Origin of the sequence: Bacillus cereus group sp. BfR-BA-01453 (assembly GCF_022662915.1) — a bacterium.
GTDB classification, from domain to species: Bacteria; Bacillota; Bacilli; order Bacillales; family Bacillaceae_G; genus Bacillus_A; species Bacillus_A paranthracis.
This window is the reverse complement of sequence record NZ_JAKUEN010000002.1, coordinates 440,144-457,338: the sequence shown is the minus strand read 5'-3', so window position 1 is coordinate 457,338 and position 17,195 is coordinate 440,144. Positions and strand designations below refer to the sequence as shown.

The window sequence follows — 17,195 nt, the reverse complement described above, 5'->3', positions numbered from 1 at the left end:
AAAACCAACATGGTCATCCATGTTGGTTTTTTACATTTATTATCAATTAAAATTTCGCCGCTACTTTTTTAACGTTCTCTAAACCTTCTTCAACAATTTGTTGTGAGCGATCTGGATATTGGTTGTGCCCTTCAATTACAACAGTCTCTGGATTTGTAATTCCCCAGAATCCAAGTACAGTTGTTACGTAATTAACTGCCATTTCCATAGGAGCCATTTGTTCTGAAGAGTAATCTGAACCACGAGCACCTAACACAACTACTTTCTTACCACCAGCTAAACCTTCCGGGCCATTAGCTGTATATTTAAACGTTTTTCCAGCTTGAGATAAGTATGAAATATATGTGATTAATGGTGCTGGTACTGTAAAGTTCCATAATGGGAACGCAAATACAACTTTATCAGCTTCTAAAAATTGATTTAAATATTGATCTACTGTAGCAACCGCCTTCTCTTCTTCAGCTGTTAACTCCATACCTTGGCTACGTTTGTATCCACCTGAAATAGCAATATTTCCGTAATAAGGAAGATTTAATGCAAATAAATCTAACTCTGTAATTTCTGTATTCGGATTTGCTTCTTTATAAGTACTTACAAATGTTTCATACATTTTTGAACTAACTGCTTGCTCCGCTGGACGATCGTTTGCTTTTACAAATAATACTTTTGACATTGTTTTATTCCCCTCTACTTTTGTATTTTCTTCTTTTTTACCAAATAACGAGCTAAATAATCCCATTTTCTTCACCTAAACTTTCTTATCATATTCATTATTCAACATCATAAAAATTCTTATTCTAATAAAAAGTTCCAATTGATACCTTAAGTAAAGATAAAAAAACTTTTTGTTATTTAATTACCTTATGTAAGTGATTGTAATATAGCCACTTACTTTAGTCAAGTAACTTTTAATAAAAAAACAAATCTCAAATTAAAAATATTTACTAAAATACAATTGAACACCAAATACGACTTTATTACTTGTATAATAAATTTAGAGAGGAAAATTCATATTTAGAAAGGATTTATTCATGAGCACTATAGAAAAGATTCAAACTTTTATTATTCTTTTGGCTGTTACATGCGGCATCATACTTGGACAATTTAATTTCATACATATGTATTCAGACAAATTTATTGTTCCCTTCTTATTTTTCATGCTATATGGATTATTCCTCAGCATCCCATTAAAAGAAATAAAAAACGGATTTCGCAATTTAAAATTTGCGGGAACAAGTCTTACTATTAACTTCTTATGGACACCTTTACTCGCTTGGGGATTAGGATCACTATTTCTTTCAGATCACCCAGCACTTTGGGTTGGATTTATAATGCTAATGGTTACTCCATGTACAGATTGGTACTTAATCTTTACTGAAATAGCAAAAGGTAATGTAGCACTTTCTACAGCGATTTTACCAGTAAATTTAATTTTGCAAGTACTACTACTTCCCATTTATTTATTTTTATTCGCTGGTGTTATGAAGACTGTAGCGGTTTCTGTTTTAGTAGAAAGTATTGTTATCGTAATCGTCTTACCATTTTTACTTGCACACGCTACAAAATTCATTATGAATAAACTGAAAAAAGCTGAAACGCTCGAGAATACACTCATTCCGTTTTTCAGCTCTGCCCAAATTGTATTTTTAAGTTTAGCAATCGTAGCGATGTTTGCATCACAAGGTAAATATTTACTACAAAATATGAATGTCGTTTTATTATTACTCATTCCTGTTCTATTGTTCTTCATCATTAACTTTGTACTAGGACAATTTATCGGGCGCGTTATGCGTTTATCTTATAAAGATACAGTAAGTCTAAACTTAACAACGTTAGCAAGAAACTCACCTGTTGCACTCGCTATTGCTGTAACAGCTTTTCCAAATGAGCCTCTTATTGCACTTGCACTCGTTATTGGACCGTTAATTGAGCTACCAGTACTTGCTTGTGTTTCACAAGTGTTGTTACTTATTAAGAAAAAACGACAATACGCATAATAAAAAACGTCCCGTAATAGGACGTTTTTTATTTTTGAAAAATTTCATACAACACTTATTTCTTATGTATCAATACAAATGAAATAACCGAAACTACAAACGTAATAATACCAATAATAATAAATATAATAGACGCGGAAATTGACTCTAGGGAATATCCCGTTATTGCAATTCCTATCGGAGTTGATACTAGTAATAACGAATTTAAGAAACCGAAAAATCTTCCTTGCACTTCATTTGGAATTAACTTTCTATACAACACTCCAAAATATACATTACTTACTCCAAATGCAATTCCTGACAGGAAATAATAAACTGAAAATAATATCGGATTTAACGTCGTACCCATTGCCGCATTAAAAATTCCCATAATAGCAGTACATATAAAAGCTGTCGTAATCGTTTTATATGTACGAATCTTTTTCGTAATAAATGCTCCTATTAAAATCCCTATCGGTGATGCCGCAAAAACTATACTATACCATCGCGTAGAAAGATCCATTTCTCTAACAACTATTACTTGTAGCGAAAGCATACACGCCGCTCCAAGTAAATTAATAAGCGCAGCGCTCATAAACAATGTTTTCAATGATTGATTACTATTAAATATGGAGAAACCCTCTTTAAAGTCTTCGTAAAAAGGCTTTTTCTTTTCTACTTTTAATTCACGTGGAAATTTAATTTTCATTAAAATTAAAAATGATATAAAAAATGTAATTGCATCTAACAAAAATACTCCATGAAAATTAAAAATACTAATTAAAAAGCTAGCCATTAAAGGGATGGCGACCGATATGATTTGTATTGATATTTGCCTCAGCGTAATCGCCTGTTGAACATGCTTTTCTTCCACATATGTTACTAACGCTGCATTTGAAGCTGGAGTAAATAAAGCACTCCCAATTGAACGTATGATAAGTAAAATTAGTAACGGAATGTATAGCATTTTATTATAAAATGCTATAACTGCAATTAAAATCATGACGATACATCTCATAACATCCGCAACTATCATAAGCTTTCTTCTCGACATTCGATCTGCTAACGTTCCTGTTACAGGTGCAAACAGAATCGCTGTCGTCGCTATTGCAATGTTTACCCCAGAAACAAGTATTGGAGAATTCGTTAATTTCATTACCCATAACGGTAAAACGAGGGTAACCATTGAATTGCCTATCAAAGAAATGCAACTTGCTAAGAAAAAATACGAAAAAACTTTATTGCTCCAAATATTTGTGCTATTCTCTTTTAAATCCTCAATTCCATTATTCACTGCGTCCTCCATTTTCCTCTTGTATATTTTCTTTAATTCTTCCTCACCACCTTTCAAAACCTCTATTTAAATGAGAAAAAACCTTCTTCAAAATAAGAAGAAGGTTTACTTATAACCGCATTCTTATCTATTGGGACTTTTAGATCCTACAGGATTTAGCACCTTTATTTAACATTAGGTTGCTGAGGCTTCGAAGGGCCAGTCCCTCCACCTCTCTTAATAAGAAGTTTTTATTTAATTATCTAAATTCATTATATTTTACATCAAAATAATTTCAATATGTTTTTCTATACAGTTAAAAGAAGATGACATCTATCATCTTCTTTTAACAATTTTGTCGTTACGTTAACAAGACCTTTCTAATTAAAAATGATAGGAAACGTAAATATAACGAAAGCTGCCCAAAGTCCGTAAATTGGCAAATACTTCGTAACGGCATCTTGGATAGCTGTCGGTCCTGATTTGTTTTGCAAGAAACGCATATAGGAAAACATAATCCAAATTAAATTTGCCCAGATCAGTATGTTTACCCCTAAAACAGCAAGTCTATTAGGTGTAATCCCGTAAGAAGAAAGTCTAAATACAATGGCTGATAAAGCGACAGTGTCAATAATAAGCGCCAGAACAATTAAGGCAAAATTTATATAGTCTGAAATGTTCTTTTTCTCATCTGAATCACTCTCAACGATAGAAAATATAGTAACCGCCAATACACCAAGGAGTATTCCGTTAAAGGCCATTAAAAAATTGCGATCCAAGAATGGATTTTTCCCGACCCAAATTACCGTTATTAGATAGATAAACAATGTAATCAAGACAAGTGGACTAAAAATTTTAGATATGTATGGTGTAATATTTTTAGCAAGTTTAAGATTCAATGATACTAAGTATGCAGCCACTACAGCGAGAGCGGCAGCTCCAAATAAAACAACATTACTAAAATAGAACTCTCCTATATCCAAGTCAACAAAGCTAAATAATCGCATGGTGAATACTGCTAGTATCATTCCACTCACTGCCATGCTCGCGTAGAGAAGACCATATTCTAAATTAAATTTAATATAAGCTAATCTTGTACTACCTTTTGAATATTCATTTCCTGTAAACGCAAGTCCCAATAAGACCCATAACAATATAGGAAGATGTAAATACGCAAGGATACTGCTGTCTTTATAATTTAATGGCAACATATTAAGATACAACCCGGCAATTAGGAACAACGCTGCAAGGAAATAAATAATACTTTTTTTCGGAGTATTATTGTAAACAAAATAAGCAGCGATAAAGGGAATTACACCAAAAGCTAGGTTAATTGGAGCAATTGCTTCCTGCTCTACAAAGTGGAAAATGATTCTAGTGCTTAGCCCTGCTAAAATAGCTAGCATGCCCATGAATAAGAAACCTTTTTGAAACAGCGATACTTTTTCTTTTTTTGCCGTCTCCTTGAAATGTAATCTTTCATACCAAGCAGCTAGAACCTGCGAATCAAGATTTTCATCCCACGCTTGTGAGAATGACTTTCTAAAAGCTTTCGGGTCTTTTCTATACATTCTCTCCAACTCATGAGGGTTATCCATATTTTCAATAATCAAATTGTGATCGTTCATAGTTTTACCTCCTCTAATAAAAAACAGTGTTGTTACCTTTCTATAAAAAGCACCTCACTGATTTATCACGATATTGATTTTAATACAAAATTTATTGTTTTACAATAAATAATTATCAATTATAAAGATTTTTTTATTGTATATTTTATTTTTAATAAAAAATAAATAGTACTACTTATTCAAAAAAATATCCTATAGAATAGACTTTTTTAAGTGTCTATTCTATAGGATACAGTTTAATTATCATATTTTTTTATTTGTTGGAACTACCTAATTCTCAAACACAAAATTAATCTTATTATCTTTCCACTCTAACTTCGCATCAAATGTTTTCTCGCCCTTTTTAAAACCTTTAATTAAATCGGTCTTTTCACCTTTTAAGAGTTTTGTCATATTCTTTTGCGAAATTGTTTTACTTAAAATCTTCTTCGAGATAGTAAAATCACATTGCGTTGTATTGTAGTTAGAACAACCGTAAAACGTTGACTTATCAATCACGTCGCCATCACATTTTTTACAGCTACCAACCTTTTTACCTGTTGTAAATTTCGATCCTTTTCGTTCAATCGATTCAACATGTAATCCAGTGAAATCCCACTTCTCCGACATTTCCACTGCATCTTCAATAATTTTAGCTGATAACTTTTTCGTTTGTTCCATAAATGTAGCTGGTGAAGCCGTGCCTTCACCAATTTCTGCAAGACGCTGCTCCCATTTCGCTGTCATTTCTGGTGAAGCTAGTATTTTGTCACCGATTGCGGTAATTAATACTTTCCCTTTATCGGTCGCATACACTTGGTTCTTCTTCACATCTATATATTTACGATCTTTTAGCATCGTAATAATACCTGCACGGGTCGCTTCTGTACCTAAACCTTCTGTTTTCTTTAATACTTTCTCAAGCTCTTCATTCTCTAAATACTTACCAGCTGTTTTCATTAACGTAATAAGTTGTCCTTCTGTATAACGCTTCGGTGGTTGTGTTTTTCCCTCTTTCACTTTCACCTTTACAACTTTCCCTTGTTCACCTTCTGCGACAATTGGAAGAATTGTTTCGTCATCTTTATCATCTTGGAAAATAACTTTACGCCATCCTTCTTGAATTTGCTGTTTTCCTTTTGAAATAAATTCAGCACGTTCATCTACAAGCGTTACAATCGTTGTATAATCAAAGATTGCAACTTCATAATGAGCGGCAATAAGCCTTCTTACAATCATATCGTAAATTTTCTTTTCATCACCTGATAATCTACTTGGATTTGTAACTTGCTCTGTCGGAATAATGGCATAGTGATCTGTTACTTTCTTTTCATTCACATAACGCTTATTGTTCATAATCGATTCAACCGGAGCTGGTAATAAATCTTTATATTCATCAAACTGACTTAACTTCTGTAAAATATCAGGGAACGTCGCTGCCTCTCCTTGGGTAACATAGTTGGAATCCGAACGAGGATAAGAAACAATCCCTTTTTGATATAGTGCTTGGGTTATATCAAGCGTCTTTTTCGGTGAAAACTTAAAGGCTTTATTTGCCGTTGCTTGTAGTGATGATAAGTTAAATAAAAGCGGCGGCTGAAATTCTTTACGCTCCGTTTTCATTTCCTTCACTACTGCCGGTTTACCTTGGCAAAATGCTGCAATTTTATTCGCCATATCAGGGTCTTTTAAGCGGGATTCACTATCCTTCTCCCATTTCCCCTCATACTTCTTTCCTTCTATATTAAAGGTTGCGAACACTTCCCAGAACGGCTCTGACTTAAAGTTTTCTATTTCCTTTTCACGCTTTACGATTAACGCGAGTGTCGGTGTTTGTACACGACCAGCTGAAAATACATCATTCATTCCTTTTTTCTTTAACAAAATACTAAACACACGCGATGCATTCATACCAACAACCCAATCCGCACATGACCTTGTATACGCCTCATAGTACGTATTGATTGTATCTGATTCGTCAAGCAAATTTTTAAATCCTTGGTAAATAGCTTGCTTCGTTAAAGAGGAAATCCAAAGACGCTTCATCGGCTTTTGTACGTTACAAAGATTAATAATGTTTCGTACAATTAATTCCCCTTCACGCCCAGCATCGCCCGCATGAATAATTTCTGTTACCTGTGGATTATGTAACAGCTGTTTCACAATGTTAAACTGCTTATACTTTGACTTTGTTACTTCAAATTGAAAACGCTCTGGAATCATCGGTAACGTATCAAGTGACCATTTTTTCCACTCTGCGTGATAATGTTCTGGATTACATAACTGCGTCAAATGACCAATTGCCCATGTACAGTACGCTCCATTTGGAAATAACTCATTCGCTTCTACTTCTAAATATCCATCTTTCCGGCGATATTTAAACTGTGAAACAAGAGCCAAACCTTGATCTGGTTTCTCGGCAATAATTAATTTCATTTTATAACTCCCTATCTGTATTCCACTGTTACTTTCATTGTCTATCTATTTAGAAGCGATGATAAAACAACAATCTTATTTATCATTCGCGGGTTGTCCCGAGTAATGGGATAACTATAATATTATACGCTTATTCTTTATTGCTTCACAATAGAAACTCATTATATAACACTTTCTTTCACATGTTCACCCGTAAAAAAAGACGTAAAAAAATCAAACGCCACCTTGCTTTCATTTATGAAATTGTGCAGATAATATGCAGATATAAATAAGCATAAGTACTCTCTATATGAACATATGATGAAGTGAATGATAGGACAGGGAGGTATCATGATGTTTGCTTATACATTAACTGCCTTAATGCTTTGCTGTATCTCAATTATTATTACATCATATATTTCGAAACGTAGTGGTACCCTAATGGAGTATATGGTATTTATTATGTCTTTTAGTATGAGTATCGGTTTAAGTATAGGTTTTTATTTAGGTATTCTATTTAAAGGAGAATTGCTATATTCTACTTTGCTTGCTATTTTAATTAGTGGATTTATCGGCTTTTTTACCGGTCTACGTTTTCATCTGTACACTGCTTTAGAAGGAATGTTCTCTGGATTAATGGCAAGTATGATGGGAGCAATGATTACAGAAATGCTAAACGCTCAACAAGCTCATAGTATACTGTTCATTAGTCTTTTACTTACTATAACGATAACTATGTCATGTATATTTCAAATTTTATCAGAAACCTTTTCTACTTTTATTCAACGGCGTTTTTTGTTATTACTTTCAATTAGTGTGGTAATTATCGTTGTCGTATTCGTGACATTCCCAGATCATACTCCCCCATCTTCATCCGGGCATGATCAACATATACATTGACATTTGGAATATAATTGACTTTATAAATTGAAGATGCTTTTCGAGGAAATATCGCCGTTTCAAATGAACAAAATAAAAAGACGCTCAAACTTGAGCGTCTTTCCCAATCATTATTTCGTAACAACTTCATCTTTTTTTACATGTACATTATTTTCTCTCATAAACGCTTCAATCTCTTCAACTTCTCTAAGGATATCTTTTGACAAGTTTTCGTATCCGTCTTTCGTTACAAGAATATCATCTTCAATACGAATTCCAATCGATTCTTCTTCAATATAAAGACCAGGTTCAATTGTAATAACCATGCCTTCTTCTAATACTCTATCTTTGTATGTCCCTACATCATGCGTATCTAAACCAAGGAAATGGCTGACACCATGATAATAATATTTTGATAACTCTTCATCTTCTTGAATTAAACCAACCGCTTTACACCCTTCTGCAAGTACTTTTTTAGCATGCTCATTTAATGCAGCGAACTTTAAGCCTGGCTTAATAATCTCTGTTGTTTCTTTTAATGCTTTTAATACAATATTATAAATTTGTTTTTGGCGACTAGAGAATGTTCCATTTGCCGGGAATGTATAACTAATATCAGCGTTATAGTAGTCTTTTTGAGCTCCTAAATCTAGTAATACTAAATCACCATTTTGAATTTGTGCATCATTATCTTCATAATGAAGAACTGTAGCATTTTTCCCACTTGCCAAAATTGTATTGAATGCATGATGTTTAATACCAGAAGATTTCAGTGTGAAATCAAACTGGGCTTCTAATTCATATTCCATCATGTTTGCTTTTGCATGCTTAAGTACATTGTAAATACCGTCTTTCGTTATAGCAATCGCTTCTTTCATAATTTCAATTTCTTCTTCTGTTTTAAACACTCGTAATTCACAAATATTTGGATATACATTACCAATTGTTACGTGGGGGTATTGTTCTCTTACATGTTTAGCAAACGCTAATGTTTTTGTCTCTGTACCATTCCACTCACGACGCTCTAAATCTAAAAATAGATGCTTCACATTTTCTGTAAAAAATATATTTGACATCGTCTTTTCAAAGCTATCTAAAGATACAACTTTCTTTATACCTGAAATTTTCTCTGCCTCTTCGCTAGAAACTGTTTTCCCAACCCATTTTTCCATTACTGGATCTGATTTTTCAATGAAAAGTGTCTCTTCTACACTATTCCCAAACTTTTTCAGCATAAAAATAGCATTTGGTTCATCGACTCCTGTTACATAATAAAAATTCCGATTCGGCACAAACTTATAATGTGCATCCGCTGACATATGAGGTGCTTGTCCAGCAAATAAAATTGTAATTGATTCATCTGGTAATGTGTTTACTAATCGTTCTCTATTTTGAGCAAAAAATGTTGATTTCATAATAATCCCCCTAGCGTTCTATGTATGATTAAAAAATAATTATCTAATCAATTCATTTTATTATTGTTACAATTTTTCGTCAATTTTTAACCTTTTTTGATGGTGTTGACATAATTAAAATTACACGTTATGATAACTATACATTAGTAAGTAGCTAATATAATTAAATCAAACTAGAGGTGAAACAAATGAAAAACATTTTATTCCGTATTAACGAATTATCAAAAAAAGAAAAAGCAACTGGATTAACAGTTGATGAAAAACAAGAACAACAAATGTTGCGTCAAAACTATACACAAACATTTCGTGGAAGCTTAGATTCCATTTTATTAAACACAAAAATTGTTGATCAAAATGGCCTTAACGTTACACCAGCTGCATTACAAGATGCTCAAATACGTTTAAAATTAAGCAAATGAGTTCCGCGCAAAAGAATTTCAATAAAACATAAAAAGAGCTGGATTTCCTATATAGAAATTCCAGCTCTTTTTATTGTTTTTTCTAATTTAGCATACGAACGATACATCGCAATTCTCCACGACACAATCATCGCAAATGCGAGTAAGAAAAACATTCCACTTAACTCTGCTAAGTCAATCGATTGACTTAAATACGATTTCATTACTACTCGCACTGCTAATAATCCAACTAAAATAAATATAAATGCTTTTGACGGTTTCATATATATTTGTTCATTTCTTATTTCAAACTTCGTTGTTTTAATAAGGAATATAGAGAAAATAAGTCCTACAGTAATTGCTTCTACTATTTCTAATGACGTTAACCGAAACGCTGGTAAGAAGTACATCATAGCACCAGTACTCATAAAAAATGGGGGCAATATAATTTTCTTTTTCGTTACCGGTTTTTTCGCTGCTTTAAAGCGAAGAAACATGACACCAACAGCCATACAGACTGCTACAATACTTGATAAAAGTGCTATCATACTTTCCACTCCTATCTATTTAACAGATTTTTTGAGTAAAATCATAAACCAAACGAGCCCGATACTTATAATAACGTGACCTAATCCAGCCATATGGCTTAAACCGTTAAAGTCAGTTCCATTTACTTGTAGAAGACCTCTCCATAGCATTGTAGCAATAGTAAAAATTAATCCGACATTATAAACTACAAACCATGCACAAAAGCTCTTTGTTTCTTGTACATGAAATACTTTAAATAGACCCAAAGCAATTAAAAAGAAGACGAAACCAAGTACTAACACATGTGTATGCACCAATTGCAACATTGTGGATCCTTTAATTCCTTGTGCTTTCGAGTACTCTCTTGCAAAAACTCCTGATAATAAACCGATAATTAAGTAGCTGAATGCTGCATTATATAATTTCTTCATTTTATTCCTCCTGTTGTAAACTTTCCATATTCGCTGCAATCATTTTACGCAAAGTTTATGAACGGAATATGAACAAAATATTACATTCTTTTTTTCAAACAAAAAGCCATTCCGCAATTACTAATTGCAAAATGGCTTTCAACTTATTTTAAATCGTCATTTGTAAAAGCACCTGGCAGTAACTGCTCAACAGTCACTTCTTTTTCATCGCCTTTTACATTCGTTAATAATACAGGCATTTTCGGTTCACAGAATTCAGCAATTACTTGTCTACAAGCACCACACGGTGAAATCGGTCCGTCCGTTTCTCCTGTAATAACTAAGTAACTAAAGTCGCGCTCACCCTCTGATACAGCTTTAAAGATCGCTGTTCTTTCTGCACAGTTACATAAACCGTAAGAGGCATTTTCTATATTACAACCAGTATAGATTTTACCTTCTTTCGTAACTAACGCTGCACCAACAGGAAATTTTGAATACGGAATATATGCTTTTGCTAACATCTTATTTGCTTCTTCAATATATTTTTTCTTATCCATATTATTTCCCCCTCAAAGTAAGTGTAATTATGATTAGTCAGTAATAACCGTATGAACTAATTTAGGAGCCACTGCTGTTTCAGCGATAGAAATGTTTTCGTAAATTTTTGCTTTTACATCTTCTACATTTTCGCGATTTGCATAAATCGTTACGAATGGCTCGCCTTCTTTTACTGCATCGCCAACCTTTTTACGTAACATTAATCCTACCGCTAAATCGATTTCATCTTCTTTCGTTGCACGACCAGCACCAAGTAGCATAGCTGCGATACCGATTTCATCAGCAACAATGTTAGAAATAACACCTGAAGTTTTAGCAGGTACATCAATTACATATTTCGCTTGTGGCATTTTTTCTGGATTGTCTACAATCGAGCTATCTCCACCTTGATTGCTTAAGAACTCTTTAAACTTCTCAGTTGCTTTTCCGTTTTTCATAACCTCAATTAGCATTTCACGAGCTTCTTCTAATGTATTTGCTTTTTTCGCAAGTACGACCATTTGACTTCCTAATACAAGTACTAATTCTGTTAAATCTTCTGGACCTTCACCTTTTAACGTATCGATCGCTTCTTTCACTTCTAGAGCGTTACCAATCGCAAATCCAAGCGGTTGTGACATATCTGAAATAACAGCCATAGTTTGACGTCCTACATTATTTCCGATACGTACCATTGCATGTGCTAATTCTTTTGCATCTTCTTCTGTTTTCATGAATGCGCCAGCACCTGTTTTTACATCAAGTACGATTGCATCTGCACCAGCTGCAATTTTTTTACTCATAATTGAACTTGCGATTAAAGGAATTGAGTTTACTGTTCCTGTTACGTCGCGTAATGCATAAATCTTTTTATCTGCAGGTGTTAAGTTTCCTGTTTGTCCAATAACAGCTACTTTGTCACGGTTTACAATATCAATGAACTGCTCTTTCGTAATTTCAACGTGGAATCCTTCTACCGCTTCTAATTTATCAATTGTTCCGCCTGTATGTCCTAAACCACGACCAGACATTTTTGCTACTGGTACATCTAAAGCAGCTACTAATGGTCCTAATACTAATGTTGTTGTATCACCAACACCGCCAGTTGAATGTTTATCTACTTTAATTCCTTCAATTGCTGATAAGTCGATCGTTTCTCCAGACTCAACCATCGCCATCGTTAAATCTGCACGTTCGCGATCTGTCATATCTTTAAAGAAGATTGCCATTGCAAGTGCACTCACTTGATAATCAGGAATACTTCCGTCTGTATATCCATTAATAAAGAACTTGATTTCTTCAGTCGTTAATTCTTTGCCGTCACGTTTTTTTGCAATAATATCTACCATTCTCATTACAATCACCATTCCTTTTTATATGATATAAATCTATTAAAATAATAATCCTACGATTGTTGCTGATAAGAAACTTACTAATGTTGCACCGAAAAGTAATTTCAAACCAAATCTTGCGACTACATTCCCTTGTTTTTCATTTAAGCTCTTAACTGCTCCTGCAATAATTCCAATTGAAGAGAAGTTTGCAAATGAAACTAAGAATACAGATATAATCGCTGTCGTTCTATCTGAGAAATTAAAGTTCCCTTGTGCTAAATCTGTCATAGCGACAAATTCATTTGATACTAATTTTGTTGCCATAATATTTCCGGCATTAACAGCTTCATGCCAAGGTACACCCATAATAAATGCAAATGGCGCAAATACATAACCAAGAATCTCTTGGAATGAAATACCGATTACACCTTTAAATACGGCATTAATGAATGCGATAAGAGCAACGAAACCAATTAACATAGCTGCTACTGTAATCGCAACTTTAAATCCGTCTATAATGTATTCTCCTAATACTTCAAAGAAAGTCTTCTTCTCTTCCTCTTGTACTTCTAACATATCTTCTTCTTCAGTAACTTCATAAGGGTTAATGATAGAAGCGATAATAAAGCCACCGAATAAGTTAAGCACTAAAGCGGTTACAACATATTGCGGTTTTAATAACACCATATACGATCCAACAATAGACATTGAAACGGTAGACATTGCAGATGCACATAATGTATACATTCTTTTCTCTGGCAATAATCCTAGTTGTTTCTTAACTGAAATAAACACTTCAGATTGTCCTAAAATTGCAGAAGCAACAGCGTTATATGATTCTAGTTTCCCCATTCCATTTACTTTACTTAATGCTAGACCGATAGATTTCACAATAATAGGTAATACTTTAATGTGTTGCAAAATACCGATTAAAGCTGAAATAAATACAATTGGCATTAATACACCTAAAAAGAATGAAAACTCTTTTTGATTTACTAATCCCCCAAATACGAAATTCACACCGTCAGCGGCATATTTTAACAGCTCTCCAAAACCATCTGCTATTCCGCTAATTAATATATTCCCGACACTTGTATTTAATAATAGAAACCCCAAAATGAATTGTAATATAACCATCGTTATGATTGGGCGATATTTGACTTTCTTTCTATCATTACTAGCAAGCCAAGCGATACCTAAAATCAATACGAGGCCAAAAACACCGATTAAGTATTTCATAAGCCGTCTCCTCCCATTCGTATCCGCTTACATCTTTTTCAATTGTTAAAGCAATAGATACACTTTACTTTGTGTATCTATTGCTTTTGACATCATTAATGATTAGTAGTTATCTGTAGCACCTTTTGCATCATTTAATACGATTGCAACACTAGCACTTGCTCCAACGCGAGAAGCTCCAGCAGCTACCATTTTTTCTGCATCTTCACGTGTACGAACGCCACCAGATGCTTTTACACCAACGTTTGGTCCAACTGTTTTACGCATTAATGCGATATCTTCAGCAGTTGCTCCGCCAGTTGAGAATCCAGTTGAAGTTTTTACGAAATCAGCACCAGCTTTTACTGATAATTCACAAGCGCGTACTTTCTCTTCATCTGTTAATAGGCAAGTTTCAATGATTACTTTTACAAGAGCTTTTCCTTTTGCTGCTTGTACTACTTCATAAATGTCTTTTTCAACAAGTTCGTCGTCGCCATCTTTTAAAGCGCCTACGTTGATTACCATATCAACTTCAGTTGCACCTTTTGCGATAGCATCTTTTGTTTCGAAAGCTTTTGTTTCAGTAGTACTTGCGCCTAATGGGAAACCGATTACAGTACAAACATCTACATCATGTCCAGCTAATTCTTCAGCAGCTAGCTTTACCCATGTAGGATTAATACAAACAGAAGCGAATTTATATTCCTTTGCTTCTTCGATTACTTTCATAACATCTTCTTTAGTAGTATTAGCTTTTAAAATTGTATGGTCAATTAACTTTGCAATGTTCATTATCTTCACTCCTCATATCTTTTAACAACTTCATTCTAACTCTTAGTTGAACAAATGTAAATACACTTTTGAAATTTTGTTCATTCTTTTAAAAGTAATTTTCTTATACTAAATAAAACGTATTCTAACTAAGAAACAATTCATATATATAATTAAAACTTTTATATTAACAGTGGTAGTATGTATCTCAATATCCATAATTATTTTAAAAACTGCAATTTGTATTCAAAAAGCACCCCATAATTCATACATAACAAAATAAAAGGCTTTCTCAAAATGAATATCTTGAGAAAGCCTTTTATTTCTAATCTTCTTTTTGATAGTGTAACAATTCTTTTGCTGTATGCTGATCGATAATTAATACATTTGCATATCCGCCACGTAACGCACCATCAATTGCTTTTATTTTTCTATTACCACCAGCAACTAAAATAGAACGTTTCTTTAATTTCAGTTCCTCTAACTCAATTCCAATGGTCCGCTTATTAATTTCTTCACTACTAATATTTCCGTCTCCATCAAAGAAACGTGAACAAATGTCACCGACCGATTGTTTTTTGAGTAAACTCGTTTCATCCTTATCGAAATAACCTAATCGGAATAATAGCGCTTCGTCTCGCACTGTTCCTACAGTGAAAATTGCAATATTCGCTTGTTTCCCCATTTCGATAATGTGATGAATATGTCGATCCTGCTCTACTAATTCTTTTGTCACTGCATTATCAAATATAACTGGAAGAGGTAGATTTCTTGGCGTCGTTTGAAAAGCATCTGCAAATAATGCAATGGTTTCATTTGCATATGTATTTACACTAGAATGACTAATACCACCTTTTAGCTGGACAACTTCTACACCTTTTACATGTTGTGGTACGATTTTTCTAGCGATTTCATACATCGTCATTCCCCAGCTTACACCAACGATATCACCGTTTTTAACCGTCTTTTCCATATACTCAGCTGCATATTTACTTATATACTCTGTAATCGTTGCATATTCTGGCACTGGGGAAAATACAACATGGGCTTCTAACAAGTTATATTTTTCTTTCAGTAAATTACCGACATTATCTAAATCAGCGAATGGATCGGCTATACTAATTTGAACAAATCCTTTTTCTTTCGCGTACTTTAATAACCTGGAAATCGTCGGTCTTGAAATATTTAATTTGTTAGCAATTTCTTGCTGACTATAATCTGATTGATAATATAATCTTGCAACTTCTACACTTAATTGTTGTTTATCTTTATCCATAGTAACTCGCTACATATCCTTTCCTGTATTTCCTTTTCGTTACAAGCATTATACAGCTTTATGCAAGAAATTTCGACTACTGAATTTTATATACCTGAACTTCTACTCCGCTTAGTATATACAATGAAATTTAATCAATGGGGAGTTTGTCCCTCCCCTACTGATTATCATCCCTCACAAATTGGGCGTTTACGGACGACTTGTCTCCCATAATGTAGAATCTTTTTATTAAGCAAACAGGTCGGATTATTGAGAAACTCATTTTTAAAACTCAAATTAGTATGTAAGTGTGAAATAGTATTAGAATAAATAAGAGAAATAACCACTATTGATTATTTCTCTTTTCATATACATATTTATTTTTGGAAAAATAATCTAACCCCAAATACTAATAATACTGCGCCCGTAATGCCCTCCATTATACGGTTCACTCGTTCTTTTCTTAAAAAAGTTCTTAATTGACGTATTAGCGAGATATAAAGCAAATACCATATTGCGGTCAAAGTCGTAAATGTGACTCCTAATAAAAGAAATTGGAGGAAATGATTTTGATTACTTACAATAAATTGAGGTAAAAAACTAAGGAAGAACACAGCAGTTTTTGGATTTAAAATTGCCGTAGTAAATCCTTGTCTAAAGCTTTTAATTGCCCCAATATTCTTAGAGTCCATTTCTATTGGACCTGACATATCTTCTTTTTTATGTAAGGCACTTTTAATTGACTTTACAGCTAAGTAAATTAAATAAAAAGCCCCAGCACATTTTATAAATGTAAATAACATAGCAAATTTCATTAGAATAGCAGAGAGTCCTAACGTAGCCATTATTGTATGAATCATCATTCCAGATATCGTTCCTAAAACTGTCTTTATCCCACCACTTTTACCATGCGAGATAGTATTTTTTGTAACTAGTGCAAAACCAGGACCAGGCATCATTATGATTAACATTGCTGTAAGGATAAATAATAGATAATTTTCCATGTTCTAGTATTTCCTTTCCAATTTTTAGTTTTGCTTATAGTATAGCTTTTTTCATTAAAACATTAAATATAAAAGACTTGATCAGAAATTTATTTATGTTATTAGTATCAATTTAGCTAAACATTGCCCTAAAGCCACATTGATAAAACACATGAAAACTTATATATAA

16 protein-coding genes and 1 riboswitch are annotated in these 17,195 nt (G+C 33.3%); of the genes, 3 read left to right on the top strand and 13 right to left on the bottom strand.

What is annotated here, in order from left to right; translation table 11 throughout:
* Positions 1–46 precede the first annotated feature (46 nt).
* Positions 47–739: an FMN-dependent NADH-azoreductase gene (locus MR070_RS07045; protein ID WP_242260918.1), complete on the bottom strand. Its 693-nt coding sequence runs from the start codon at positions 737–739 to the stop codon at positions 47–49.
* 292 nt (positions 740–1,031) lie between these two features.
* Here MR070_RS07045 and MR070_RS07040 point away from each other — a divergent pair, with 292 nt between their 5' ends.
* The gene (locus MR070_RS07040) at positions 1,032–1,997 is read left to right on the top strand and encodes an arsenic resistance protein (protein ID WP_242260916.1); all 966 of its coding nucleotides are present in this window, start codon (positions 1,032–1,034) and stop codon (positions 1,995–1,997) included.
* Between the two features lie 55 nt (positions 1,998–2,052).
* Here the strand turns inward: MR070_RS07040 and MR070_RS07035 are convergent, their stop codons facing one another.
* From MR070_RS07035 to topB, 3 genes are all read right to left on the bottom strand, one after another.
* Positions 2,053–3,282 carry an MFS transporter gene (locus MR070_RS07035; RefSeq protein WP_242260915.1) on the bottom strand — a complete coding sequence of 410 codons (1,230 nt, stop codon included), beginning with the start codon at positions 3,280–3,282 and terminating at the stop codon, positions 2,053–2,055.
* Between the two features lie 108 nt (positions 3,283–3,390).
* Positions 3,391–3,496: riboswitch (SAM riboswitch) on the bottom strand.
* Between the two features lie 133 nt (positions 3,497–3,629).
* Complete coding sequence (locus MR070_RS07030; protein ID WP_242260913.1) at positions 3,630–4,877, bottom strand: DUF4153 domain-containing protein; 1,248 nt, start codon at positions 4,875–4,877, stop codon at positions 3,630–3,632.
* A 270-nt stretch (positions 4,878–5,147) separates the two neighbouring features.
* The gene (gene topB / locus MR070_RS07025) at positions 5,148–7,292 is read right to left on the bottom strand and encodes a DNA topoisomerase III (RefSeq protein WP_242260911.1); all 2,145 of its coding nucleotides are present in this window, start codon (positions 7,290–7,292) and stop codon (positions 5,148–5,150) included.
* Positions 7,293–7,625: 333 nt separating this feature from the next.
* Here topB and MR070_RS07020 point away from each other — a divergent pair, with 333 nt between their 5' ends.
* A complete protein-coding gene (locus tag MR070_RS07020; RefSeq protein ID WP_000458507.1) occupies positions 7,626–8,171 on the top strand; it encodes a hypothetical protein in 546 nt (181 codons plus the stop codon).
* A 110-nt stretch (positions 8,172–8,281) separates the two neighbouring features.
* On the opposite strand, the gene MR070_RS07015 is transcribed toward MR070_RS07020, so the two are convergent.
* Complete coding sequence (locus MR070_RS07015; RefSeq protein ID WP_242260909.1) at positions 8,282–9,565, bottom strand: aminopeptidase P family protein; 1,284 nt, start codon at positions 9,563–9,565, stop codon at positions 8,282–8,284.
* A 188-nt stretch (positions 9,566–9,753) separates the two neighbouring features.
* Between MR070_RS07015 and MR070_RS07010 the strand changes: the two genes are divergently transcribed.
* Positions 9,754–9,984 carry a DUF896 domain-containing protein gene (locus tag MR070_RS07010; protein ID WP_000789783.1) on the top strand — a complete coding sequence of 77 codons (231 nt, stop codon included), beginning with the start codon at positions 9,754–9,756 and terminating at the stop codon, positions 9,982–9,984.
* 47 nt (positions 9,985–10,031) lie between these two features.
* Here MR070_RS07010 and MR070_RS07005 read toward each other — a convergent pair whose 3' ends face one another.
* The 8 genes from MR070_RS07005 to MR070_RS06970 form a co-directional block, all read right to left on the bottom strand.
* Positions 10,032–10,511, bottom strand: a complete 480-nt coding sequence (locus tag MR070_RS07005) for a CcdC family protein (protein WP_071724322.1) — start codon at positions 10,509–10,511, stop codon at positions 10,032–10,034.
* Positions 10,512–10,526: 15 nt separating this feature from the next.
* Positions 10,527–10,922: a DUF2871 domain-containing protein gene (locus MR070_RS07000; RefSeq protein ID WP_097851898.1), complete on the bottom strand. Its 396-nt coding sequence runs from the start codon at positions 10,920–10,922 to the stop codon at positions 10,527–10,529.
* A 143-nt stretch (positions 10,923–11,065) separates the two neighbouring features.
* Complete coding sequence (locus MR070_RS06995) at positions 11,066–11,461, bottom strand: cytidine deaminase (protein WP_098667600.1); 396 nt, start codon at positions 11,459–11,461, stop codon at positions 11,066–11,068.
* A gap of 33 nt (positions 11,462–11,494) precedes the next feature.
* Positions 11,495–12,796, bottom strand: coding sequence for a pyrimidine-nucleoside phosphorylase (locus MR070_RS06990; protein WP_001983022.1), 1,302 nt, complete (start codon positions 12,794–12,796; stop codon positions 11,495–11,497).
* A 36-nt stretch (positions 12,797–12,832) separates the two neighbouring features.
* Entirely contained in the window at positions 12,833–14,014 is a 1,182-nt protein-coding gene (locus MR070_RS06985) for a NupC/NupG family nucleoside CNT transporter (RefSeq protein WP_074562356.1), read from the bottom strand.
* Between the two features lie 102 nt (positions 14,015–14,116).
* Positions 14,117–14,788, bottom strand: a complete 672-nt coding sequence (deoC, locus tag MR070_RS06980; RefSeq protein WP_001017443.1) for a deoxyribose-phosphate aldolase — start codon at positions 14,786–14,788, stop codon at positions 14,117–14,119.
* Between the two features lie 304 nt (positions 14,789–15,092).
* Entirely contained in the window at positions 15,093–16,043 is a 951-nt protein-coding gene (locus MR070_RS06975; protein WP_000356563.1) for a sugar-binding transcriptional regulator, read from the bottom strand.
* A gap of 356 nt (positions 16,044–16,399) precedes the next feature.
* Entirely contained in the window at positions 16,400–17,026 is a 627-nt protein-coding gene (locus tag MR070_RS06970; protein WP_000433004.1) for a LysE family translocator, read from the bottom strand.
* Between the last annotated feature and the right edge of the window lie 169 nt (positions 17,027–17,195).